We start from the raw sequence: 21,235 nt of genomic DNA on the forward strand, positions 1-21,235 counted from the left end.
TTCTAATCTTTCATATAATACGGACTCGTAAATCCCGCAGCGTTGAGCAGTAGCCCCTCCGCCCATGACGGCGTTTGGCACATAATACTATTAACGTGGTCAAGTCCTTTTTCTTTTAGATCACATGTCGGCACTTCTAATACCACCTCATCATGGATATGCATTAAGAGTCGATAACCTTCTGCGTTAAGCCGTTCAATCGCTTCTGCTAGGCAATCACGAGCAACGGCTTGGGTAATATTTTCAACGAGTTTACCGCCATAGGTTGATAATGTGCACCACCGCCCCACAGTAAGTCCTTTATAGTGAATAGCTTCCCTGTCAAACTTATTCACCTGTAAATGAGGTTCAGGGTAATATAGCTTTCGTCCGCTAGGTAATTCTATCGTTAAGAATGTGATTCCATATACGGGGTCACATTCCTTTCTAAAAGTAATACCGTACTGTAGGTGGACTATCTCCGCATCTCGGACAGCACGAATGGCAGCGTCTTCACAAGCGTACCAAAAATTACGAATATGAGGTGACGCCGTTCGCCACTTAGCGACGATGTCAGGCAGCTCTTCTTCCGTAAGTCCCATTTTAAGGGCGCCCATAGCAATCAGCGCATTCGGCCCCCCTTGATAACCCAGGGCGAGCTCGGCCACTTTGCCTTTTTGTCGTAAGTGGCCATTGACCCCGTGCTTTTCTACAGGCACGTGGAACATAGCAGATGCCGATGCGCAATAAATATCCCCGCCATTAGCAAATACCGCTTGTCGCCATTGTTCACCAGATAGCCACGCGATTACCCGTGCCTCGATAGCGGAGAAGTCAGTCACAACCAGCGAGTATCCTTCTGGTGCTATAAAAGTAGTTCGTATGAGTTGAGACAGCGTATCCGATACATCTCCATACAGAATAGATAGCCCTAATCGGTCACCAGCCTTAGCCCTGTTTCGTGCGACGTCGAGAGGCTCGATATAATTTCTAGGCAGATTCTGTACTTGTACGAGTCGCCCCGCCCATCGTCCAGTGCGGTTGGCTCCGTAAAATTGAAGCAATCCACGCACACGACTATCCGTGCACATAGCGGACACTATAGCTTTATACTTAGTTACAGAAGACTTAGACAACTTACTCCTAATCGATAGCACCGTCTTAGCCGTATCATCGGCCATACCAAGTGCATCCGCAACGCTAGCCTTAGTCAACGTATCCATAGACACGTTAGTATGATCGTTGAGCCAAGCGAGCAGTTGATTACGACTGTTAGGATTATCTAACCCCGTTAACGCAATAGCCTTATTGGTAAGCTCCGTCTTCTCTTCATCATCAATGGCCAAAGCCCCGTTGATGAGATCTGTATCGACGGCAATCCCGCGTAGGTTCATCGTATAATCTGTTACCCACTGTGCTTGTACAAAGTCTGGCACAGGAAAAGCGGAAAGTCGTTTATAGTCTTCCATTTCGGTTACCACGTCCTGAACACAGTACGCTTTGAACAAATTCCATTTATCCACATCATGATGCGGAAGATTTCTTGTTCGTTGTCCATTAGATCTAGTAGCTTTACACGGAACACAAAAATAGCGAATAAGCGCTTTACCCGTTGCTAATTTCTTTTTATCGTCTGGAATATGTAAGGCCTTACCTAATGCAGCAAGCCCCGCAGGGTAGCCAAGGTATAGGCCATGAAGCATAGTGCATCGCCATTGATCAACTGACGTAGCATAGCCCGCCTTGGTCAAACAAGTAATTTCAAACGCAGCATTATACGCATGCTTGATGACAGATGCATCATTTAATGCGTTGATTATCTCCTGTGGGAGCGTTTCCCCATTTGCGAGGTCAACGATCTGTACAGGGCCAAAATCAACACTGTACGCGAACAATAATATGTCAAAATTAGGGGTGTCCACATATTTGAATACCCCTCCTTTGACTATATCATTGTCCGAGAACGTTTCAATGTCCACGGACAAATGTTTCATGACCGCCTCCTAAAATGGATCCGCAGGAGCTCCCACAGCACTGAACACAGAAGAAGCAGAAGGAGCGCTACCACCAAAGGCCTCGCCATCCGCTACTTTTTGTACAGGGCCAAGACCTGCAGCAATGCCTTTCTTGCCCGAGTACAAATACGGGTAGAAATTCACCGCCACATTATAGTAAGCGCCAGAGTACACCTCAGTAGGGGACAAGATTTTTTGCATTTGCCCGTTTACCACTTCAATCGGTAATTTAGACGATGCCGTAAATACCCAGTGTCCTTTACATTCAACCCCAAACGGTTCACCGTTCGCTTTAAGGCCATCACCATCATGGACAGGGTGAGGAACCTGTACAGGTGCTACGCCATTCCATTTTTGCGCTTTTCCTTGTTCAACTGCAGCAGCAATAGCCGCATCAAGTTGAGCCTTGCCTGCTGTATCTGTTTTAGGCAAAAGAATTGTCATTGAATACTTAGCCTCTTGCCCTGGTTGCGCTGCGTAAGGTTCCATAATATGAACATAAGAACCGCGAATGTTTTGAAGTACGATGTTTGTTACCATGATGTTATTCTCCTTTAACTACTGTAAATACGTCAGAAGCAGATTGTTGATTAGTGATTGCCTCCCGTTTATCGGATACGGGAACCAATGTTGGTTTCCCTTCTGATTTAATAATGTAATCGCCTACTAAGGCGTTAAATTCTTTCTGGCCAACAACTTTTTCAGCTTTGGCCAACGTTAGCGGCGTACGCTCATATAATATAGCCTCATCGATACCGTTCCGCATCAGCACGTTGAACGCTTCGTCCATATCCGTAAAAGAACGAGTGCTACGACCAGCTACAGCTTTATACCCGTTAACGTCTTCACCGTTAAGGCATTTCGTAAGTGCCAATTCCTTGATCTCTTTCATCCACTTATCCATACCCTCTGTTAGTCCGATGTACCCTGCAAGGTCATCGTTCGTCATAAGCCGTGGGTCGTGTCTAGGCATGCGAGCAACTTTAGCATAGTGTTCCGCCCGTGCCTTACATTCAACTTTTGCATTACAAAATCGGCACCAGTCCCCTGCCTTACATGCAATAGCCCCCTCAAAGGCCTCTTGCGCAATAGGCTTAATGGACTCTCCCCACGCACGGAGATCATCCGCTGTAGTTGCCCACTCACTAATATTGTTCAGCCTAGGCTGTACGATAGTGAGTTTGACCTTAGTAATACCCCCATAAATAAGTGCGTAATCGTGCATAGCACCTAAGGCATAAAGTTTCATCTGCGGGTTATCCTCGGCATCAACCGCTACACCTTTACCATACTTAAAATCAACCACATGAAGTTCGTCTCCTAAAAAGATAAGGCAATCCGCCGTACCAAACCCCTCTGGCACATACTCTGAAAAATCGACCCGTTTCTCGGCCACGATGAAAGGGGCTACCGCAACGGAGAGCGCCACCTGATTCACATAATCAAGGTAGGTGTCCGTATGGCGCATCGCTTCCTTTTTCCACTCTTCTTTCTCGGCCGTATCGGTTAATTTATTGATACGACGAGTACAGGTAGCCTTTGTAATATCCCCTTTGTAGGCCAGCACCTTTTGTTCTGCGATAGCGTGAGCGTACGATCCCTCTCTAGCAAAATCCGACGTCGTATCAGGGAACGTTTCACATAACGAAACACTTCCAGGACAGTTAAGCCATCGATAAGCACTGCTCGCTGATAATTTTGCATGAGCTGTCATATGTGTGCCCCCATTTCTCTAAGTTTAACGACAAGAGCAGGATAATGCTCCTTGCCTAAGAATGAAATCGACTGCGCCCCAAAACTCTGTACAAGGGCGGATAGTTCAGCTTGTTTCCCTTGATCAAGAAGTGGGCCACACGCAGCCATAATTTCTTCAAGCTTATACGTAGGTGGTTCAGCCGTTGGAAGTCCAGTAGTAGCTGTTACCATTTCTTCTACAGGGCTAGGCGCTTCAACCGCTGGCGTAGGCTCTGGATCTTTTACCATTGGTGTGTCTGCTACTAAATCGCCATCGTTCGTGTCAGAAAAACGGGTACCTACTACCTTTTCTGCTAATCCTTGAATTTCTTTTGTGATTTGTTCTGCTGAATCAGCAGTAATCTTTATTTCAATCATTGCGTTTCTTCCTTTCGGTCTGATAATATGATATACTTTTGGTGGATATATGATTGAGTCTCCTTTTACAAGGGGGCTCTTTTTTTCTACTTGCAATATAATCACGTCCTTTCACTTAATAACGGTACAGTGTGATAACTTGGCCAGGGCGAATCACTACGCCACTCATACCGTTAATCTTTTTCACGTTAAATACATACTCACGAATATCTACATCATTTGATACGTTTTCTTCAGCAATACTCCACAACGTATCCCCCGCTTTTACCGTATAGTCATAACGGATTTGATACTTAGGGGTACTAAGTGTATGCATAGCAAAACCAGCCAGTACCACCACTACGATTATCCCTACTAGCAATGCCCCCTTTTTCATCGGATACCTCCTATACATTTTTAAGAATAAGTCGGATTTCTTGACCGACCTCTAGGCGGTCTTTGAAAGTTTCAGCAGCCCTAAAATCTTCCATGTAGACCTGTACCATCTCTTGATAGATGGCCGCTTTTACTGTTAAAGGTTTTTCTAGGTTTTCACGCCAAGGCTTTACGACGAGCACCTCGCCATCTTCGCCTTGCATAATAAATCCCCGTTGCCCCATTCGATATTTCATCGTCCGAATCGCACTTTCTGATACATCTAACGCCTCTGCTGCTTCAGAAATTAGTACATGTGGATTGTCCACATACAAGTTGTACAACTGTTCCATTTTAGAATTTTTCATAGCACCATTTCCTTTCCTAACTTGTCCCGCATGAAATCTTGTAACGCTTTCGGATAAATCCGATACGCATACCGCCTCTTTCCTTCTGCCTTACTGGCTACCCCGAATGGGTACTTATCCTGCCGTAATCCGACACGTAAGAAGTCAATGTCCCAACCTAACATCTTTGCTGCTTGAGCTACCGTAATGTTTTCCATAACTAAACTCCTTTCTTTGCTTTTTGTTATAAAATCTTCCCCTAAGGGTTATGTAATAAAACTTCATAGCTAATGCTTAAATTATTTTGATGAAAAGAGTGCAATTGCAATTGTGCTCTTTTCTTATCTCATCCGCTTTTTCTACGATTTCATTCAACTTTGATAATGTACTGCGAGCATCGATTTTAACTATTAATGTATCTTGCCTAATACAATTTGCTTTTGGTCTATCTTCTTCATCAGTATGTCTGTTTATATCTCGACTACCGTTTTGGTACCCGAGGGTGTCAGCAAATATGCTGTTTGTGAATATTTTTAGTTCGTTCATGTGTATCGCTCCTTTCTTTGTTTTGTTGTAGAATATTTTTCTACAACTTAACTAAAAAAAATAGAATCTCTTTCTTCTGTTGTTAAATTTAAAGCTTCTGAAATATTAATAATTTCACTATTTTTAAATTCATTGACACCATCTAATTTTAGCTTTAAGCCATATGGAGATATGCCCAATTTCACAGCTAAAAACTTCAATTTAACACCTGATTTATCAATTCTATTTTTTAACAGTTGACTATTATACGCCATCCTATCACCTCCTTTTTTGTTGAATTTTATTCTACATTTGCAGTTTACATCATTGTAGAAATTAAGTCAACATTTTTTTACTATTTTTTCAATTTTTGTTGAATATTTTTTTACACAATGATAAAATTAAGCCACAAGGAGGTTCATATTATGGACTATACAATATATGAAAAAATAAAAAATAGGCGGATTGAATTAGGCTACTCACAAGAAGAGCTGGCAAAATTGATGGGTTATAAATCACGCTCAACTATCAATAAAATTGAAAGCGGGCAAGTTGATATTACTAGAAATAAAATTGCGAAATTTGCCAAAGTCCTGCAAGTTAAGGCTAGTTATTTAATGGGTTGGACGAATGATGAAAACAACAAGCAAACATCAACCGACACTATCAACTTTCACCCCCGTGTGGGCGTAAAAATACCAATTCTCGGTGAAGTGGTAGCAGGCACACCGATTAGTGCTATAGAAGATATACTCGGCTATGAAGAAATTACACCCGAGATGGCAGCTACTGGAGATTATTTTTGTTTGAAAGTCAAAGGGGCAAGCATGGAACCGCAACTATTTGAAGGTGATATATTAGTCATTCGCCAACAGTCCGATGTCGATTCAAACGAGATCGCAGTCGTTCTTGTAAACGGCGACGAAGCCACAGTAAAGCAAATAAAAAAAGCCACGTCGGGTATCACCTTAATCGGCTACAACGTGGCTGTATATCCACCTCGATTTTATTCAAACCAAGAAATACAAGACCTACCTGTGACTATTGTCGGCAAAGTGGTTGAACTGCGTAGGCCGTTTTGATATAAATTATTAAACGACTTGCAAGGAGGTATTATGGAAAACAATCTTATTTTTAAGCTATTGGAAAAAAGCCAAGAAGCGTTTATTTTATCAATTGAAATATACAATAAACCTACTATCAAATATCGTGTTGAAGGTTTCAGTTTTTTTATCTGCAATGCCTGGGAACTACTTTTGAAAGCGTATCTACTTTCTAAAAATGACTCCATCTATTACGGAGATAATAATGCTAGAACATTATCTTTAGAGGGTTGCATTCGTAAAGTACTAACTAACTCACACGATCCATTACGCCAAAATTTAGAGAAAATTATACAGTTGCGTAATATCAGTACTCATTATATTACAGAAGAATATGAGTCATTTTATATCCCATTATTCCAATCCTGTGTTCTTAATTATACAAATAAGCTTATAGCATACTTTGATGTCGATATTACTGACAAACTTGGTTCTAACTTCTTGACGCTATCTGTTAAACTATCTGATATCCAATCATCAGAAATAAAAGCTAGATACCCTAAAGAGATATCTGATAAATTGTTACACACAAAAGAAGATATTGATGCCTCTCTCCCTTCGAACGGTAACCTAAACTATGCAATTAAAGTAATACATGATTGGGCTTTGGTAAAGCAACCGAAGCATGCCACCGCTACCTTCTCCATCGCAAAAGATGCCGAACAATCTACATACATTATGAAGCAACGAGTTGACCCTCAAAAACAATATTCATTTAGACAAAAACAATGCTTAAAACTTATTAATCAGTGGATTGAAAAGAATACCATTCGATTTATATCTCCTAACACTCCAGATACAATTCCTAGTAGATTTAATAGTAGTCATTTTGAACTGTTCTGTAAGTTTTATAATATTAAGACCAATCCCGATTACACCTATGCTTACACTCTAAATTCCACTCCAAATTATTCGTATAGCCAACGACTTTTAGACTTCATAAAGGAAGAAATAAAAAAAGACCCCGAACATATCATTCAAGGGCTAAGAGATTCATTAAAAAAATAAGCTGACCCCAGGGGCTTGGGATTTCTAAGATTCTATCCTACTCCCATTCGGGAACCCAGCCTTACTCCTTCACAAGTCAACTTTACTATAATATACACCAAAATATTATTTTTGTCTATAAATTTATCCTTTTATATTTTACTTTATACACCAATTAGTGTATAATATAAGTATAGAGAGGAGGTGAAATAATGAACTTTGATAAGAACGATATTGAGTGGCTCATCGGATTGGTAGTAATGATTTACTTACACTACGATAGCAAAAAGAAAAAAGCCCCTAAGAAGAAATCGACCAAGAAATCTAACAAATAGGGACTCTTAAGTACAGGCGGAGGCGAAAGCCTCCCCACCTGTATGTATTATACCATAAAGGAGACATACTATGAAACGATATTTACCGATGATTGTATTAGCAATTGCTATAACTTTTATTTTTGACTGGAACAAGCATATGATTGAAGTTGCCATTTTCTATGCCGTTTGGGGTTTTATCATGGGAAGGATGTGGAAATAGTGAGTGCACTTCATGAGGTCTTAACATTAAAAGAAGCAGCCGAACTTTGGCATGTTTCCGCCAACACATTAAAACAAAAATGTATCGGTAGGGTAAAGGGGGATTTGGCTTTCACTAAAGAAGAATGTCGCCAATCAGGTAAGACGTGGCTTGTTACGCGTGCCTCTATGATTAGATTGTACGGTGAAGAGCCTAAACCAATATGAAGTAAATGATTATATTTTTTATAGTCCAGTATATCCCATTTTATTGGACTATATTTCTTAATAGTCCAATATACATAAAAAATTTAGACAAAACAAATAAGCCATTAGAACTATATAAACATAATCCTTCATATCAAATATAAGATTTTTTGAGTTATCCACAGCTCACATAGAATAAAAAACAGTACACATGAAAGGAGCTGATGATATATGAGACGTGCTAACGGTACAGGATCCGTATACAAACGATCCGATAAAAAACGACGTAAGCCGTATATCGCAGTAATTACGATTGGCACTAACCAGGAGACAGGAAAACCGATTAGAAAATCACTAGGGAGTTTTGAGAAGGCGACAGAAGCGCGTAGAGCTATAGATCAGTACACAGCAAATCCTCAACAATTTATGGCCAAAGATATTACCTTCGGCAAGATGTGGGATTTAATGATTAAACAGAAGGAGAACCTCGGGGTCTCCAGTGCAGCTAATTATAACATGACAAAAAACCGTTGTGGCCATATTTGGAATATACCAATCCAAAACCTAAAACTGATACATCTACAAGACATCGTAGATACGTGTGGTCTATCATCCGCCAGTAAGCGCCAAATGAAAGTCACATTGAACGCCGTGTTTAGCTTAGCCTACGCAAACGACTATATCCAAAAGAACTACGCAGAATTGATTCAACTTCCCACATTAGAAAAATCAAACATACATAAGCCGTTCACATCTGAGGAGATGCAAATTCTATGGCAGCATACGGATATAGATGTGGTATGCATGAACCTCTGCTACTGCTACACGGGGGCAAGGCCGATTGAGCTGATGGAAATGCGTGTAGAGAATGTCAATCTAACGGAACGCTATATGGTTGGCGGGGTAAAAACCGCAGCGGGCAAAAATAGAAAAATTCCAATTGCTGACTGTATATACCCATTTATTAAACGCTGGTACGAGGCCAAACGATTTCAAAGAAGATTTCTATTCCCTATCAACACCGCTTCAACGATGCGATATCAAATGGCTAAAGTGTGGCCAGAGATTGGAATCGGACCACACAGGGCCCATGACGGGCGCCATACCTTTATCACCCTAGCGAGCAATTATGAAGTTGAAGAAGTATTAGTAAAGCGTATCGTAGGACACTCACAGGGGCGCAACGTCACACAAGATGTCTACACCCACAAGACACAAGACCAGTTATTGAGGGCCGTAAATTCTCTACCATTTGGCCCTGAAATGGTCATTGATCCACATGAAAAAGTGGTAGCAACCGCACGCAAAAAAGCATGAGGAGTGGTAGCAATAGGGTAGCAATAATTCTAAATTATACCCTTTTAACCCCTTTTTACAAAACAAAGAACCCAGCAACCATGCTAGTTACTGGGCTCTTGATTTGTAATTAATTATTCAGCTGTAAATGGCAATAAAGCGATTGCTCTTGCACGTTTGATAGCTAATGTTAATTTGCGTTGATGTTTTGCGCAAGTACCAGAAATACGACGTGGAAGAATTTTGCCGCGTTCAGTCGTAAAACGACGAAGTTTAGCTACATCTTTATAGTCGATTTGGTCCAAATGATCTGCGCAGAAATTGCAAACTTTTCTTCTTGGCTTTCTGCCTCTATCTCTTCTCATTGCGAAACCTCCTTTTAGAATTAGTAGGAGTCTTGACTCTCACTATTAGAATGGGATATTTTCATCCCCACTCGGTGTACTGAAACTATCGAAATTAGAGCTTCCTTCAAAGGAACCTGTATTCGCATCTAGTGCTTGACCAATAAAGTTAGCCACTACTTCAGTTACATAGCGTTTTTGACCATCCTGAGTTTCATAAGAACGAGTTTGCAAACGACCTTCTACAAAGCAACGACTGCCTTTACGAAGATTGCCTGCTGCTTCACCCAATTTACCCCAAGCAACGCAATTAATGAAAGCAGTTTGTTCTTTCACTTCATTTGTATTGGAGTCAACATATGTGTTAGTAGCTGCTACTGTAAATGTAGCAACAGCTCTACCATTTTTAGTAAAGCGAACTTCAGGATCACGAGCTAAATTACCTAGGATTTGTACAGAATTCATAATCTTTACCTCCTGGTTGAGTGATTAAGCTTCGCGCTTAACGATCAAATGTTTCAAGATCTCATCGTTGATTTTTATAACACGATCAATTTCTTTAATTTCAGCAGGATCTGCTTCAAAATTAATCAATACATAAAAACCATCAGTGAATTTTTTCACTGCATATGCAAGACGACGCTTGCCCCAACGATCAACCTTTTCTACTGTGCCGCCTACACGAGCGATTAAAGCCTCAACTTTTTCAACTGTTACATTGATAACTTCTTCTTCGGCTGGTTTCACAATAAACATGACTTCGTATTTATTCATACAAAATCACCTCCTCTTTCGGACTAATGCCCCTATCTTTCATAGGGGTAGGAAGTGCTTACCATCAATAAGCTTTTTAATTATACAGCATTTACCCCTTATCGTCAAGAAAAAGCCTATTAGTAGCTAGTTATCTATCTGTAGTCGTCAATCATTTCTAATAAGACCACACTAAACAATACGTATAAAATAACTAGACTTTCTAATAAATAAGTAAGACGATGTCAGTCTATCTCATGGTATAGCAGTTCTTAGGAGAATGCTAAAATAGGCGATATAATTAGTAAAATACCCGTAGCAATAATTAAATATAAAGATACACCTTTTAATTCCTGTAAAATAGGTACGCGATATACTAAATACGCGGGAATCAAACATCCTACCAATCCAAAAATAGGACTACAAATTGAGGTAAAACTTAATACTGGTGCATTCAAAATGATAGCGCCCCAGGACATTAATACAGAAAACACAAGAATACCAAAAGATACAATCCGTGTAGATATTTTATCTTCTGCAATCACTCGCTTTAATGCATTCATAGCCAATCCTTGGCATGCTTCACGGAACCCTAAAAATACGCCGAAGAATGCTGTAACTACTGCAAATATATTTAAAATTAAGCTCATAATCTTAACAGATTCGCCAGGAATCCCCTTTGCAGCTAATGCCAAAGCAGATATATTGTTTTCATACGCCATAACCGCTTGATCATGCCCCATCGCTAGGGTAAAAGATATAGCATAAAAGAATACGACAACAAACAAAATACCAAATGCAATATTCATAGCTCGCAGCGCCTTATGACGGGCTACTTCGATTGACTTATTATGAGATCGATACGATATTACCATAGGGCTAAGACTTTGTAAAAACAAAATCGAAGTCAATGTGAATGGCAACATAATAATTGTTTCACGAATCAAATAGGAAATATCCGGTAAAGCGCTAATATTTGAAAAGTCCCAATGTTGAATCATTAAAAATCCCAATACAGCCACAACGCCCAACTTGGTCAATACCATAAACGTTGATATCTTAAAAAGTGCTTTTTCACCGCTTGATGCTAAGGCTACCAATAGACAAATAATAACTAATCCATATAAAGGATTATGTGCTAGTGACTGTTGTGTAATACCAAAGGTTACTAAAAATGATGCACTATCATTATTAACCGCTGTGGAATACACAAAAATCCAAATGATTAACATTAAGAAATATAGTATACCTAAGAAAAATCCCCAATTTTTACCTAAGTAATTTCCAATCACACTTGGATAGTCCTCACATCGTGGCGACTTAGCCAAAGTGTTGATAAATAATCGTTGAAACAAATATATGGCTGGATATCCAATAATAGACGATAGCAAAAACACCCAAATACCAGCTAACCCCACTTTCACTGGTAAAAATACAATGCCTGCACCAATTGCCATACCAATACTGAGAATAACCCATCCCCAGTCCATACTGTCAAAAGCAATCGCTTTCTTCCATTCAGTCTCTGACATACCTGCCTTTTCCCAAGGCAACTCCTTCTGTTTTGTTCTTAACCTACTTAGTGTTTCCATCTCTTTTTTCTCCTTCCAATTAATAAACATATATTTTTATTGGTATGTCTATCATATCATTATTACTTTCGTTTATAGAAGAAAAATATATGGCAGAACTATACATAATACGTATATATATCATACTAAAATTAGATAGATTAAAAATTTTACTTATTTGATAAAAATTCTGATGCTTCTGTTTTTATCTTGTAGTCCCTCCAAGTCCATAGTATAATGTTATCGATTATACAGTAATTACTTATGATAATAGATACAAAGGAGTTCGATTATGGCATATGTAAATGAAAATTATTTAAATTTGCAAGGATCTTATTTATTTGCAAATATTGCGCGCAAAGTGAGTGACTATAGCGAAAAACATCCTGATGCAGATATTATTCGACTTGGCATCGGAGACGTGACACTACCTCTAGTTCCTGCTGTGATTCAAGCCATGCATAAAGCTGTTGATGAAATGGCTAATGCCGATACATTCCGTGGTTATGGCCCAGAACAAGGTTATGAGTTTTTACGCCAAGCCATCGTAAATGGTGATTATGCACCATTAGGATTAGATATTTCCATAGATGAAATATTTGTGTCCGATGGGGCTAAAACAGATGTAGGAAATATTCAAGAACTATTTAGTGAAGACAATATTATCGCTATCACTGACCCCGTATATCCTGTCTACTTAGATTCTAATGTAATGGCTGGTCGTACTGGCAAAGCTGTAGATGGTATTTTTGAAAACGTTGTGTATTTACCAACACATGCAGAGAATAATTTTTCTCCTGACTTTCCTACCTCCCATGTAGATATCGTCTACTTATGTTCTCCTAATAATCCAACTGGCACAGTATTATCTCGCCAACGATTAGCTGAATGGATTGCTTACTGTAAAGAAAATGATACAATTTTAATGTTTGATTCTGCTTATGAAGCATTTATTAGCACCGAAGATACAGTGAAATCCATTTACGAAATTCCTGGTGCTAAGGATGTAGCTATTGAATTTCGTTCATTCTCTAAAACAGCTGGTTTTACAGGAACTCGTTGTGCCTATGCAGTAGTACCGAAGGAAGTAACAGCACGCACAAAAGATGGTAAACGCCAAGCATTACAACCTCTATGGAATCGTCGTCAATGTACTAAATTCAATGGCGTTCCTTATATTATTCAACGCGGCGCCGAAGCAGTGTATACACCAGAAGGTCAAAAACAAACACGTGCTAATATCGCCTACTACAAAGAAAATGCCCGTATTATCAAAGAAGGCTTAGAATCGATTGGCTTAACTGTATATGGTGGTGTTGATGCTCCATATATTTGGTTAAAAACACCAGGTACCATGACTAGTTGGGAATTATTTGATGTATTATTAGAAAAAGTGCATATCGTATCTACTCCAGGATCTGGTTTCGGTCCATGTGGTGAAGGATATTTACGATTAACTGCTTTCGGCAGCCGTGAAAATACTGTTCGTGCCGTCGAACGTATTAAAACATTGCGATTTTAATATTGATTACCCCTCTATAACACCAAATAAAAAATAAATTACAACTTTTAACAATGTAATCCCCTTACCGAAAAAGTACTTTCCTAATACAATGTATAGCATTACTAGGAAAGTACTTTGTCATATCTACCTTTCCTAACTATATCCTTCATATACTTCTTCCCAGTAATTTTGTATAATAAAAGTATTCACTAAGCATTAAAGACTAAAGGAGTGATATTATGAGTATTAAAATTGGTATTGTCGGATATGGCAATTTAGCACGCGGCGTTGAAACTTCACTACATTTACAGAAAGATATGGAGTTAGTCGCTATTTTCTCCCGTCGTAGTGGTATTACAAGTGTGAGTGGCGTACCTGTTTATGGTATGGATGAGCTACTTACTTTCAAAGGGAAAATTGATGTAATGATACTATGCGGTGGTTCAGCAACTGATTTAATGGAACAAACACCAATGGTTGCAAAACATTTTAACTGTATCGATAGTTTTGATACACATGCTAAGATTCCTGAACATTTTGCAAACGTTGACAAAGTAGCAAAAGCTAATGGCCACACAGCCATCATTTCCTGTGGATGGGATCCAGGTATGTTCTCTCTAAACCGCGTATATGCAGAAAGTATTTTACCGCAAGGAACATCTTATACATTTTGGGGACGTGGTGTAAGTCAAGGTCACTCTGATGCGATTCGTCGTATAGATGGTGTGCTTGATGCCCGTCAATATACTTGTCCAAAAGAAAATTTATTAGATGAAATTCGTCATGGGCAAACACCAACTGTTGACGCGTATACAGGGCACACTCGTGAATGTTATGTAGTTGCCGCAGATGGTGCTGATAAACAGAAAATTGAACAATCTATCAAAACAATGAAAAATTATTTTGTTGGCTATGAAACAACTGTACACTTTATTTCACAAGAAGAACTAGATACCCATCACAAAGGAATTCCTCATGGTGGCTTCGTCCTTCGTTCAGGGGAAACAAAAAAAGGTACTCGTCACGTAATTGAATACTCGTTAACATTAGACTCAAATCCAGAATTTACTGGTGCTGTACTCGTTGCTTATAGTCGTGGTTTATATCGTTTAGCTAACCATGGCGGAAAAGGAGCTTACACTGTATTTGATATTGCTCCTGCTTGGCTATCACCACATAGTGCTGAGGAATTGCGAGCTCACTCCTTATAAACAATGAATGATTCATTTAGTGAGGTACTGTCCTATGATAGTGCCTCACTATTATTGTATATACTAAGTCCCGATCGAATCATTGTTTCTTACAATGATTCATACCATGAATATCCATGTAGTCATTTCTTAAAATCGTTATGCTGCAGTATATAAGCATTACCAATCATAGTTTATTAAAACATCGATGTCTACCGCTTTCTAATGGTTTCATCTTGTTCATGTCCTGATAAAATTCTTTGACATACTAGCTAGCATACATACAATGATCATAGTAACGCCACAACACTACAAGCAATGTTTAGTATATCTATATATCATTAAAACACCATCTGTACATGCTTAAAAACACTAACTCACAGACTCTATCTAAATAATCACGATAAAGATATATATTTACACACAATATATGATATAATATATGTTCGTAAACAAATCTAATAAACAAATACTAATTTATTCTTTCATAATACTAGTCACTCTAGTCATTTACAATAACAAAGGTGGTAAAACATGAGTACAAATCTTGAAGTAGGTATTGTAGGTCTTCCTAATGTCGGTAAAAGTACATTATTCAATGCCATTACAAAAGCTGGTGCAGAAGCAGCTAATTATCCTTTCTGTACTATTGAGCCTAATGTAGGTGTAGTTGATGTGCCCGATGCACGATTACAAGTATTAGCCACTATGTACGCATCCAAAAAAATCATTCCTGCTGCCATGCGTTTTGTTGATATAGCAGGTCTTGTAGCTGGTGCTTCTAAAGGCGAAGGACTCGGTAATAAATTTTTAAGCCATATCCGTCAAGTTGATGCCATTGCCCAAGTCATTCGTTGTTTTGATGACCCTAACATTACCCATGTAGCTGGTTCTATTGATCCATTACGAGATATTGAAATCATTAACATTGAACTATGCTTAGCCGATTTAGATACTGTAGAAAAACGTAAACAACGCATTGAAAAAATTGCTAAATCTGGCGACAAAAATGCGCGCGCTGAAATGCCTGTCCTAGAACGTGTTATAGATAATTTAACAAACTCTACTCCAGTTCGTGCCATAGGCCTTACTGAAGAAGAACTAGATATGCTAAAAGAATTAAATCTATTAACAGCTAAGCCTTCTTTATTCGTGGCTAATGTAGCTGAAGACGAAGTAGCTGATTACTCGCAAAACGACTATGTAAAACACGTACAAGACTATGCTGCTAAAGAAGGCTCTACTTGTGTTGTCGTGTCTGCTCGCATTGAAGCTGAAATTGCAGAATTATCCGATGAAGAAGCGGCTATGTTCTTAGAAGAAATTGGTCTCACTGAAAGTGGACTCGATAAATTAATCAAAGCTAGCTATTCCCTACTTGGACTCATCAACTATTTCACTGCAGGGCCTCAGGAAACCCATGCTTGGACAATTGTAAAGGGCACTAAAGCACCACAAGCTGCTGGTAAAATTCATTCCGATATTGAAAAGGGATTTATTCGTGCTGAAATCGTTTCTTTTGACGAATTAGCCGCTTGTGGCAGTGAAAAAGTAGCTAAAGAAAAAGGTCTTGCTCGCCTAGAAGGCAAAGAGTATATCATGCAAGATGGTGATGTAACCTACTTTAGATTTAATGTGTAATAACTACATCCCCTCTTATGTAAACGAAACTGTAATAAAATAGCATAAAACCAGAGGCAAGTTGATGAAAAAACATCAACTTGCCTCTGGTTTTATCGTTTAATAAGAAAAAAATCTAAAAGGATCTTTTCATTAATATGTGATTATAAACAAAGCTACTTCCCATATATTAATAGCGAATTGGCAGAATCTCGCCAACTAGTTTTACTATTGAAATATCATTTTGTGCAAAGAAACAATCTCTTCTCGTTCCATTCTTTATTAACTATCTTTTTCTAATATACCATATCCATAAGATACGCTAACTATAGTTACATAAGATAGCTTTCATTAAGCACTAATTTTACTAGTAAACTATAGTAGCATCATCAAAACTATCTCTTTTCATATCAACTGTTTCGCCATATCTGTAACACCGTGTATAGACATCATGTCAATCCTACATGCCTCATGTTGTGTTCACAAATAAGAACTGATATCTACACTCTTATTACATACTCCGCCTATATAATGCAAGTACATCACTAGTAATAAAAAATAGTGTCATCCTAAGGAAGCCCCTATAGGGAATCATTGTTAATGCACATGTGAAAATTACTGGCATATAGACCTGTGGAACGATACCTTATAAATTAGCTTACTTTCACCACCATAAAGGTACTAGCAATTTCTGTGCGATAACGCAACTAGAAAATGATAAGTCTTAAATTTTAATTTTAGTAGCCAACCAAGCAGCGATAATACATTTCACAATATCTGTAGGAATAAATGGCGCAGACACAAGAAGGAATGCTGCCCATAGCTGATGAAGTCCCATGCCAGTGAATAACATATATCCTGCAATACCACCAATATGTACTAAAGGAATCGTAATGACAATCGAACGCCATGTGTATTGCCAGAAACTAGAAGTATGTCCCTTTAACAAGCTCAATACAGTATAGGCAATAGGCCAACTCAAAATATAGCCACCAGTAGGTCCAAAAATATTAGCAATACGACCACCCACATAGACAGGCACAAACGAGGCTAATATAACATACCCGGCTAATACAATAAATGCTTGTTTAGGTTGTAACATAAAACCTACTAAGCACATAATCAACGTTAACAATGTTGTCATCATGCCTGGTGTCAACGGATTCGGAAATGATAAAAATGCAGAAATACACATTAATGCTAATAATAATGCCATTTTCGTTAATGTTCGTACATCAATCATAGTTACCTCTTTCTATTAGGCATGTCATTCACATACCTTTCATCACAGTAATAAAAGTAATTAATTTGTCTCTCTTACCTATAGGATTATAACGATTATGATGTATAATCTATCGCCACAATTTTTCTAGGCCCCACACTGCCAATCATAGACGATGCGCTCCCTCTAATCAGAAAAGGTTCTCCTGCATATAACGCATGATAAAAACGCAACTTCCAGCGTCTAACCGTCGGTAATTCTTTATGTAAACGCTCTAATATAAGGCAGCCTGGCACAATATACGGCACTTGTCGATGAATGGGATTAGTATCACCTACATCATGAACGAAATCAATAATTTCATCTTTGGTGATTACCATTTGCTTCTCTATGAAAGTCCCCATTCTATGAGTATCATCAGTCACCTTACGAACGTATTCTTTCCTATTCAGTTGACTTGTTTGACTTTGATGCTTCATCATCTGCACGATTAGCGTACCTTCATGATTAACAAGTTGAACTGAAATGAGTCTAGATGACTGTTGTAATATATCCCTTTGCAATTCATTGGAATCATGAAGAGATGTCCACTCTAGTCTCGTAATTACAATAGGATTATAAAAAGGTACCTCACATGTGGTTAATGCTTTAAACAAGTCACGCATGATATCACCTCTCTGTATGATTATAAATGACATGAATTATATAGTCAACTAATTCCCTATTTATTGTGTTAACAATAGGCCCCACTCATTCTCTATGTCTGCACTATAGGGTATATCAAAAACTGTAAAGATCTATGTGAGCACCCCTATGAATTCGATGAATCATTCGCAATAGTCTAGTATACCTACAATGAAAGTTTACTAAGAGTCCTCTTCATTTACGCCTATGCTGTAACAGATATAACTAGTGCCTGACTGCTGTATAGCAGTCAGGCACTAGTTATGAAAGTATTCTAAATAACAATTCTATGGTTTCTATACACTTTCATTCATACATTGGATCTATTTCCATCTACTATCAATCATGCTAACATGACAGAATTAAAAAGCACTTTATCCTTGAAAAATTAGTGCTTATAATCGCCAACTTACATTGGTAGCATTCATCGCCGTTTCTAAACGATTTAATGCACTATATAAGGTAGCATCTTCCTTAGCGAAATGAAACCGTACTAAGTGATGTACATCTTCATGAAAGAAACTAGAACCAGGTACAGTAGCAACGCCAACTTCTTGTGTCATCCACTCGGCAAAAGCCACATCGTCTGTAACGCCATATTCAGATACGTCCATCATGACATAATATGCACCTTGTGGCTCTGTATAATTCATACCAAGATTGTGTAGACCTCCTACGAATACATCTTTCATATGAGTATAATGATTTTGTAATTCTTCATAATAATCATCTTTAAAGTTAAGGCCTACTACAGCTGCCTCCATCAATGGTGCTGCAGCACCTACCGTTAAGAAATCATGTACTTTTTTAACGCGATCTATAATTTCTGGAGAAGCGATTACGTACCCTAGGCGCCAACCAGTAATCGAATATGTTTTTGACAAGGAGTTACAAATAATAGTACGTTCCCGCATACCTGGCAATGTGGACATATATACATGTGTATTAGGTTTATATAAAATATGTTCATACACTTCATCAGTAATTACATAGGCATCATATTTAATGGCTAATTCAGCAATTACTTGTAATTCTTCAGCGGTAAATACTTTACCACACGGATTTGAAGGATTGCATAACACAAGCGCCTTAGCACCATCTTTAAATGCTTGTTCTAATAAATCCGCATCAAAGTGAAAGCTCGGAGGTACCAACGGAATATAAATTGGTTCTGCCCCAGATAAAATAGTATCAGCTCCATAATTTTCATAAAATGGAGAAAAAACAACTACTTTATCCCCTGGATTAGCAATCGTCATCATCGCTGCCATCATGGCTTCCGTACTACCACAAGTGACTACTATTTCACGATTAGGATCAACTGTCATCCCCGAAAAATGAGCATGTTTTTTCGCTAATGCTTCTCTAAAATTTTGAGCGCCCCAGGTAATTGCATATTGATGTGGACCTTCTAGTGCTACTTCTGCCAATCGCTTGGTAATTTCTTTAGGTGGATCAAAATCTGGAAACCCTTGGGATAAATTAACAGCTCCATATTGATTAGCAATTCTTGTCATGCGACGAATAACTGAATCGGTAAAAGTGGCTGTACGTCTACTTAATTCTTTCATAATATCTCTTCTTTCTCTTTATTTATAACATGATATGATAAGAATACAATAATAATCACTATGCTATTCATAGATAAACAATATAGTATTATACACCATCACATACTAAAAGTGAATCCTATCGACATTAACTATACTGAAACGACCATTTGTATGTAACACGTCATGCCAAATGTATATACCTGAAAGCTAATAAAATAATTTCATTAATATATCCATAGCACATTACAATCTAACCTACCCATTAAAAATAGAGATTAGTTAATTATGTATAATCAACTAATCTCTATATTGTATTATGAAAAGAACTGTAGTTTCCTCGCCGTATATAATTTGCCTATAGAATTATATACGATAAGGCCTACTAGAAAGGTACCAAACATAACAATTCATATTACCATGACATGTAGCATCATAATGAAATATAGTTATCACTGTAAGAGCTTTACACATCCACATCAATGTCATTCATAAAAACTAACATTTTCTCATAAATTCTTAGAAATCATTATCATCTATGACTATTTTAGATTCATTCAATGACTAACCATATAGCGCTGTATACATTATTCAATATTACAAATTTCTCTATCACAATCTTCGCATTGAATGGCCTCTTTTAAATAGGATAAATTTTTAATAAAAATTAAATGGCCTCGATACTCAATCACATCTTGTTTTCTAAGTTCCGTAAGCATGCGATTCGTGCTTTCACGAGCGGTAGCCGAATAGTTTGCCAACTCTTGATTCGTTAACGGTACAGAAATCAAAATCCCCCCTGCTTCTTGCTTTCCATAGCTATTCGCCAATCGAATTAAGGTTGAATATAAAGCTCCCTTTTTACCATATAATAATAAATCTCTAAATTTAGAATGTTGTTTTCTCATATGCTTACTAAAAATTTTCAATAAAGCAATCGCTAACTTAGGATGTTTTTCCAAATGACGTTCTAAGCAAGGAATTTCAATGGCATATACTTCTGATGGACTTTGTGCTACACCATTAAACAAATATCCACCTGTACCATCATATAATTTTAATTCTCCAATAATACTACCAGCTTGTGCTAACCGTAGTGACAATGTTCTACCCGTACCTGAATTTTTAGTAATAAAAATCTGCCCAGACCGAACTATATAAAAATAGCGTGCTTCTTCACCTTCTGTAAACAAATATTCATTTGCATGTAATTTGATGATTCTCCCAGGCAATTCATATAATTGTCGAACTAATGAATCCATACCTACCTCCTTACCCTATAGTATTATCATATCACAAAATCTATGGTTCTGTATTTACCATTCTTACTATTTATAGAATTGATAGTAATGTGATA

General features: G+C 38.1%; 26 protein-coding genes and 1 pseudogene. 10 read left to right on the forward strand and 17 right to left on the reverse strand.

The window, feature by feature from the left end:
- Window positions 1-2: 2 nt before the first annotated feature.
- The 9 genes from P6940_RS06325 to P6940_RS06365 form a co-directional block, all read right to left on the reverse strand.
- The gene (locus tag P6940_RS06325) at window positions 3-1,973 is read right to left on the reverse strand and encodes a DNA polymerase (RefSeq protein WP_277293524.1); all 1,971 of its coding nucleotides are present in this window, start codon (window positions 1,971-1,973) and stop codon (window positions 3-5) included.
- Window positions 1,974-1,982: 9 nt separating this feature from the next.
- Window positions 1,983-2,534, reverse strand: coding sequence for a DUF2815 family protein (locus P6940_RS06330; protein WP_277293525.1), 552 nt, complete (start codon window positions 2,532-2,534; stop codon window positions 1,983-1,985).
- 4 nt (window positions 2,535-2,538) lie between these two features.
- On the reverse strand, window positions 2,539-3,708 hold the full coding sequence (locus P6940_RS06335) for a DUF2800 domain-containing protein (protein WP_277293526.1): 1,170 nt from the start codon (window positions 3,706-3,708) through the stop codon (window positions 2,539-2,541).
- Complete coding sequence (locus tag P6940_RS06340) at window positions 3,705-4,106, reverse strand: hypothetical protein (RefSeq protein ID WP_277293527.1); 402 nt, start codon at window positions 4,104-4,106, stop codon at window positions 3,705-3,707. The genes P6940_RS06335 and P6940_RS06340 overlap by 4 nt, the downstream gene beginning before the upstream one ends.
- 115 nt (window positions 4,107-4,221) lie before the next feature.
- Complete coding sequence (locus P6940_RS06345; RefSeq protein WP_277293528.1) at window positions 4,222-4,482, reverse strand: LysM peptidoglycan-binding domain-containing protein; 261 nt, start codon at window positions 4,480-4,482, stop codon at window positions 4,222-4,224.
- 10 nt (window positions 4,483-4,492) lie between these two features.
- Complete coding sequence (locus P6940_RS06350) at window positions 4,493-4,828, reverse strand: hypothetical protein (protein ID WP_277293529.1); 336 nt, start codon at window positions 4,826-4,828, stop codon at window positions 4,493-4,495.
- Complete coding sequence (locus tag P6940_RS06355) at window positions 4,825-5,025, reverse strand: hypothetical protein (protein WP_038152939.1); 201 nt, start codon at window positions 5,023-5,025, stop codon at window positions 4,825-4,827. The genes P6940_RS06350 and P6940_RS06355 overlap by 4 nt, the downstream gene beginning before the upstream one ends.
- 76 nt (window positions 5,026-5,101) lie before the next feature.
- Window positions 5,102-5,353 (reverse strand): hypothetical protein, encoded by a 252-nt coding sequence (locus P6940_RS06360; RefSeq protein WP_277293530.1) that lies wholly within the window; start codon window positions 5,351-5,353, stop codon window positions 5,102-5,104.
- A 47-nt stretch (window positions 5,354-5,400) separates the two neighbouring features.
- Window positions 5,401-5,607 carry a toxin-antitoxin system, antitoxin component, Xre family protein gene (locus P6940_RS06365; protein ID WP_277293531.1) on the reverse strand — a complete coding sequence of 69 codons (207 nt, stop codon included), beginning with the start codon at window positions 5,605-5,607 and terminating at the stop codon, window positions 5,401-5,403.
- A 150-nt stretch (window positions 5,608-5,757) separates the two neighbouring features.
- Between P6940_RS06365 and P6940_RS06370 the strand changes: the two are divergent.
- From P6940_RS06370 to P6940_RS06400, 7 genes and pseudogenes are all read left to right on the forward strand, one after another.
- Window positions 5,758-5,937 (forward strand): annotated as a pseudogene (locus tag P6940_RS06370) (helix-turn-helix domain-containing protein); the annotation flags it as partial.
- Between the two features lie 12 nt (window positions 5,938-5,949).
- Window positions 5,950-6,414 (forward strand): LexA family protein, encoded by a 465-nt coding sequence (locus P6940_RS06375; RefSeq protein WP_277293562.1) that lies wholly within the window; start codon window positions 5,950-5,952, stop codon window positions 6,412-6,414.
- A gap of 33 nt (window positions 6,415-6,447) precedes the next feature.
- The gene (locus P6940_RS06380; protein ID WP_277293532.1) at window positions 6,448-7,443 is read left to right on the forward strand and encodes a DUF3644 domain-containing protein; all 996 of its coding nucleotides are present in this window, start codon (window positions 6,448-6,450) and stop codon (window positions 7,441-7,443) included.
- Between the two features lie 191 nt (window positions 7,444-7,634).
- The gene (locus P6940_RS06385) at window positions 7,635-7,757 is read left to right on the forward strand and encodes a hypothetical protein (RefSeq protein ID WP_277293533.1); all 123 of its coding nucleotides are present in this window, start codon (window positions 7,635-7,637) and stop codon (window positions 7,755-7,757) included.
- A 70-nt stretch (window positions 7,758-7,827) separates the two neighbouring features.
- Complete coding sequence (locus P6940_RS06390; protein ID WP_277293534.1) at window positions 7,828-7,959, forward strand: hypothetical protein; 132 nt, start codon at window positions 7,828-7,830, stop codon at window positions 7,957-7,959.
- Window positions 7,950-8,165, forward strand: a complete 216-nt coding sequence (locus P6940_RS06395; protein ID WP_277293535.1) for a helix-turn-helix domain-containing protein — start codon at window positions 7,950-7,952, stop codon at window positions 8,163-8,165. The genes P6940_RS06390 and P6940_RS06395 overlap by 10 nt, the downstream gene beginning before the upstream one ends.
- Before the next feature lie 210 nt (window positions 8,166-8,375).
- Window positions 8,376-9,461, forward strand: a complete 1,086-nt coding sequence (locus tag P6940_RS06400; protein ID WP_277293536.1) for a tyrosine-type recombinase/integrase — start codon at window positions 8,376-8,378, stop codon at window positions 9,459-9,461.
- Window positions 9,462-9,574: 113 nt separating this feature from the next.
- Here the strand turns inward: P6940_RS06400 and rpsR are convergent, their stop codons facing one another.
- The 4 genes from rpsR to P6940_RS06420 all read right to left on the reverse strand — a co-directional run bounded on the left by rpsR (window position 9,575) and on the right by P6940_RS06420 (window position 12,069).
- Complete coding sequence (rpsR, locus tag P6940_RS06405) at window positions 9,575-9,805, reverse strand: 30S ribosomal protein S18 (RefSeq protein WP_028257744.1); 231 nt, start codon at window positions 9,803-9,805, stop codon at window positions 9,575-9,577.
- Window positions 9,806-9,850: 45 nt separating this feature from the next.
- Window positions 9,851-10,249 (reverse strand): single-stranded DNA-binding protein, encoded by a 399-nt coding sequence (locus tag P6940_RS06410; protein WP_277293537.1) that lies wholly within the window; start codon window positions 10,247-10,249, stop codon window positions 9,851-9,853.
- Between the two features lie 24 nt (window positions 10,250-10,273).
- Entirely contained in the window at window positions 10,274-10,558 is a 285-nt protein-coding gene (rpsF, locus tag P6940_RS06415) for a 30S ribosomal protein S6 (RefSeq protein ID WP_028257746.1), read from the reverse strand.
- Between the two features lie 251 nt (window positions 10,559-10,809).
- Entirely contained in the window at window positions 10,810-12,069 is a 1,260-nt protein-coding gene (locus tag P6940_RS06420; protein ID WP_277293563.1) for a hypothetical protein, read from the reverse strand.
- 331 nt (window positions 12,070-12,400) lie between these two features.
- Here P6940_RS06420 and P6940_RS06425 point away from each other — a divergent pair, with 331 nt between their 5' ends.
- From P6940_RS06425 to ychF, 3 genes are all read left to right on the forward strand, one after another.
- The gene (locus P6940_RS06425; RefSeq protein ID WP_028257748.1) at window positions 12,401-13,630 is read left to right on the forward strand and encodes an LL-diaminopimelate aminotransferase; all 1,230 of its coding nucleotides are present in this window, start codon (window positions 12,401-12,403) and stop codon (window positions 13,628-13,630) included.
- A 221-nt stretch (window positions 13,631-13,851) separates the two neighbouring features.
- Window positions 13,852-14,823, forward strand: coding sequence for a diaminopimelate dehydrogenase (locus P6940_RS06430; RefSeq protein WP_028257749.1), 972 nt, complete (start codon window positions 13,852-13,854; stop codon window positions 14,821-14,823).
- Window positions 14,824-15,336: 513 nt separating this feature from the next.
- Complete coding sequence (gene ychF / locus P6940_RS06435; protein ID WP_277293538.1) at window positions 15,337-16,443, forward strand: redox-regulated ATPase YchF; 1,107 nt, start codon at window positions 15,337-15,339, stop codon at window positions 16,441-16,443.
- 703 nt (window positions 16,444-17,146) lie between these two features.
- Here the strand turns inward: ychF and P6940_RS06440 are convergent.
- From P6940_RS06440 to P6940_RS06455, 4 genes are all read right to left on the reverse strand, one after another.
- Complete coding sequence (locus P6940_RS06440; RefSeq protein ID WP_231562217.1) at window positions 17,147-17,665, reverse strand: biotin transporter BioY; 519 nt, start codon at window positions 17,663-17,665, stop codon at window positions 17,147-17,149.
- Between the two features lie 95 nt (window positions 17,666-17,760).
- Window positions 17,761-18,309: a hypothetical protein gene (locus P6940_RS06445; protein ID WP_277293539.1), complete on the reverse strand. Its 549-nt coding sequence runs from the start codon at window positions 18,307-18,309 to the stop codon at window positions 17,761-17,763.
- Between the two features lie 414 nt (window positions 18,310-18,723).
- On the reverse strand, window positions 18,724-19,899 hold the full coding sequence (locus tag P6940_RS06450) for a pyridoxal phosphate-dependent aminotransferase (protein ID WP_277293540.1): 1,176 nt from the start codon (window positions 19,897-19,899) through the stop codon (window positions 18,724-18,726).
- A gap of 566 nt (window positions 19,900-20,465) precedes the next feature.
- Window positions 20,466-21,140, reverse strand: a complete 675-nt coding sequence (locus P6940_RS06455; protein ID WP_277288355.1) for a Crp/Fnr family transcriptional regulator — start codon at window positions 21,138-21,140, stop codon at window positions 20,466-20,468.
- Window positions 21,141-21,235: the final 95 nt, after the last annotated feature.

The sequence above is a fragment of the Veillonella montpellierensis genome (assembly GCF_947090115.1).
GTDB classification, from domain to species: domain Bacteria; phylum Bacillota; class Negativicutes; order Veillonellales; family Veillonellaceae; genus Veillonella; species Veillonella montpellierensis.

Coding starts and splice junctions, on each gene's coding strand:
- P6940_RS06325 (WP_277293524.1), bottom strand. CDS start 1,973: ATGAAACATTTGTCCGTGGACATTGAAACGTTCTCGGACAATGATATA.
- P6940_RS06330 (WP_277293525.1), bottom strand. CDS start 2,534: ATGGTAACAAACATCGTACTTCAAAACATTCGCGGTTCTTATGTTCAT.
- P6940_RS06335 (WP_277293526.1), bottom strand. CDS start 3,708: ATGACAGCTCATGCAAAATTATCAGCGAGCAGTGCTTATCGATGGCTT.
- P6940_RS06340 (WP_277293527.1), bottom strand. CDS start 4,106: ATGATTGAAATAAAGATTACTGCTGATTCAGCAGAACAAATCACAAAA.
- P6940_RS06345 (WP_277293528.1), bottom strand. CDS start 4,482: ATGAAAAAGGGGGCATTGCTAGTAGGGATAATCGTAGTGGTGGTACTG.
- P6940_RS06350 (WP_277293529.1), bottom strand. CDS start 4,828: ATGAAAAATTCTAAAATGGAACAGTTGTACAACTTGTATGTGGACAAT.
- P6940_RS06355 (WP_038152939.1), bottom strand. CDS start 5,025: ATGGAAAACATTACGGTAGCTCAAGCAGCAAAGATGTTAGGTTGGGAC.
- P6940_RS06360 (WP_277293530.1), bottom strand. CDS start 5,353: ATGAACGAACTAAAAATATTCACAAACAGCATATTTGCTGACACCCTC.
- P6940_RS06365 (WP_277293531.1), bottom strand. CDS start 5,607: ATGGCGTATAATAGTCAACTGTTAAAAAATAGAATTGATAAATCAGGT.
- P6940_RS06375 (WP_277293562.1), top strand. CDS start 5,950: ATGGGTTGGACGAATGATGAAAACAACAAGCAAACATCAACCGACACT.
- P6940_RS06380 (WP_277293532.1), top strand. CDS start 6,448: ATGGAAAACAATCTTATTTTTAAGCTATTGGAAAAAAGCCAAGAAGCG.
- P6940_RS06385 (WP_277293533.1), top strand. CDS start 7,635: ATGAACTTTGATAAGAACGATATTGAGTGGCTCATCGGATTGGTAGTA.
- P6940_RS06390 (WP_277293534.1), top strand. CDS start 7,828: ATGAAACGATATTTACCGATGATTGTATTAGCAATTGCTATAACTTTT.
- P6940_RS06400 (WP_277293536.1), top strand. CDS start 8,376: ATGAGACGTGCTAACGGTACAGGATCCGTATACAAACGATCCGATAAA.
- rpsR (WP_028257744.1), bottom strand. CDS start 9,805: ATGAGAAGAGATAGAGGCAGAAAGCCAAGAAGAAAAGTTTGCAATTTC.
- P6940_RS06410 (WP_277293537.1), bottom strand. CDS start 10,249: ATGAATTCTGTACAAATCCTAGGTAATTTAGCTCGTGATCCTGAAGTT.
- rpsF (WP_028257746.1), bottom strand. CDS start 10,558: ATGAATAAATACGAAGTCATGTTTATTGTGAAACCAGCCGAAGAAGAA.
- P6940_RS06420 (WP_277293563.1), bottom strand. CDS start 12,069: ATGTCAGAGACTGAATGGAAGAAAGCGATTGCTTTTGACAGTATGGAC.
- P6940_RS06425 (WP_028257748.1), top strand. CDS start 12,401: ATGGCATATGTAAATGAAAATTATTTAAATTTGCAAGGATCTTATTTA.
- P6940_RS06430 (WP_028257749.1), top strand. CDS start 13,852: ATGAGTATTAAAATTGGTATTGTCGGATATGGCAATTTAGCACGCGGC.
- ychF (WP_277293538.1), top strand. CDS start 15,337: ATGAGTACAAATCTTGAAGTAGGTATTGTAGGTCTTCCTAATGTCGGT.
- P6940_RS06440 (WP_231562217.1), bottom strand. CDS start 17,665: ATGATTGATGTACGAACATTAACGAAAATGGCATTATTATTAGCATTA.
- P6940_RS06445 (WP_277293539.1), bottom strand. CDS start 18,309: ATGCGTGACTTGTTTAAAGCATTAACCACATGTGAGGTACCTTTTTAT.
- P6940_RS06450 (WP_277293540.1), bottom strand. CDS start 19,899: ATGAAAGAATTAAGTAGACGTACAGCCACTTTTACCGATTCAGTTATT.
- P6940_RS06455 (WP_277288355.1), bottom strand. CDS start 21,140: ATGGATTCATTAGTTCGACAATTATATGAATTGCCTGGGAGAATCATC.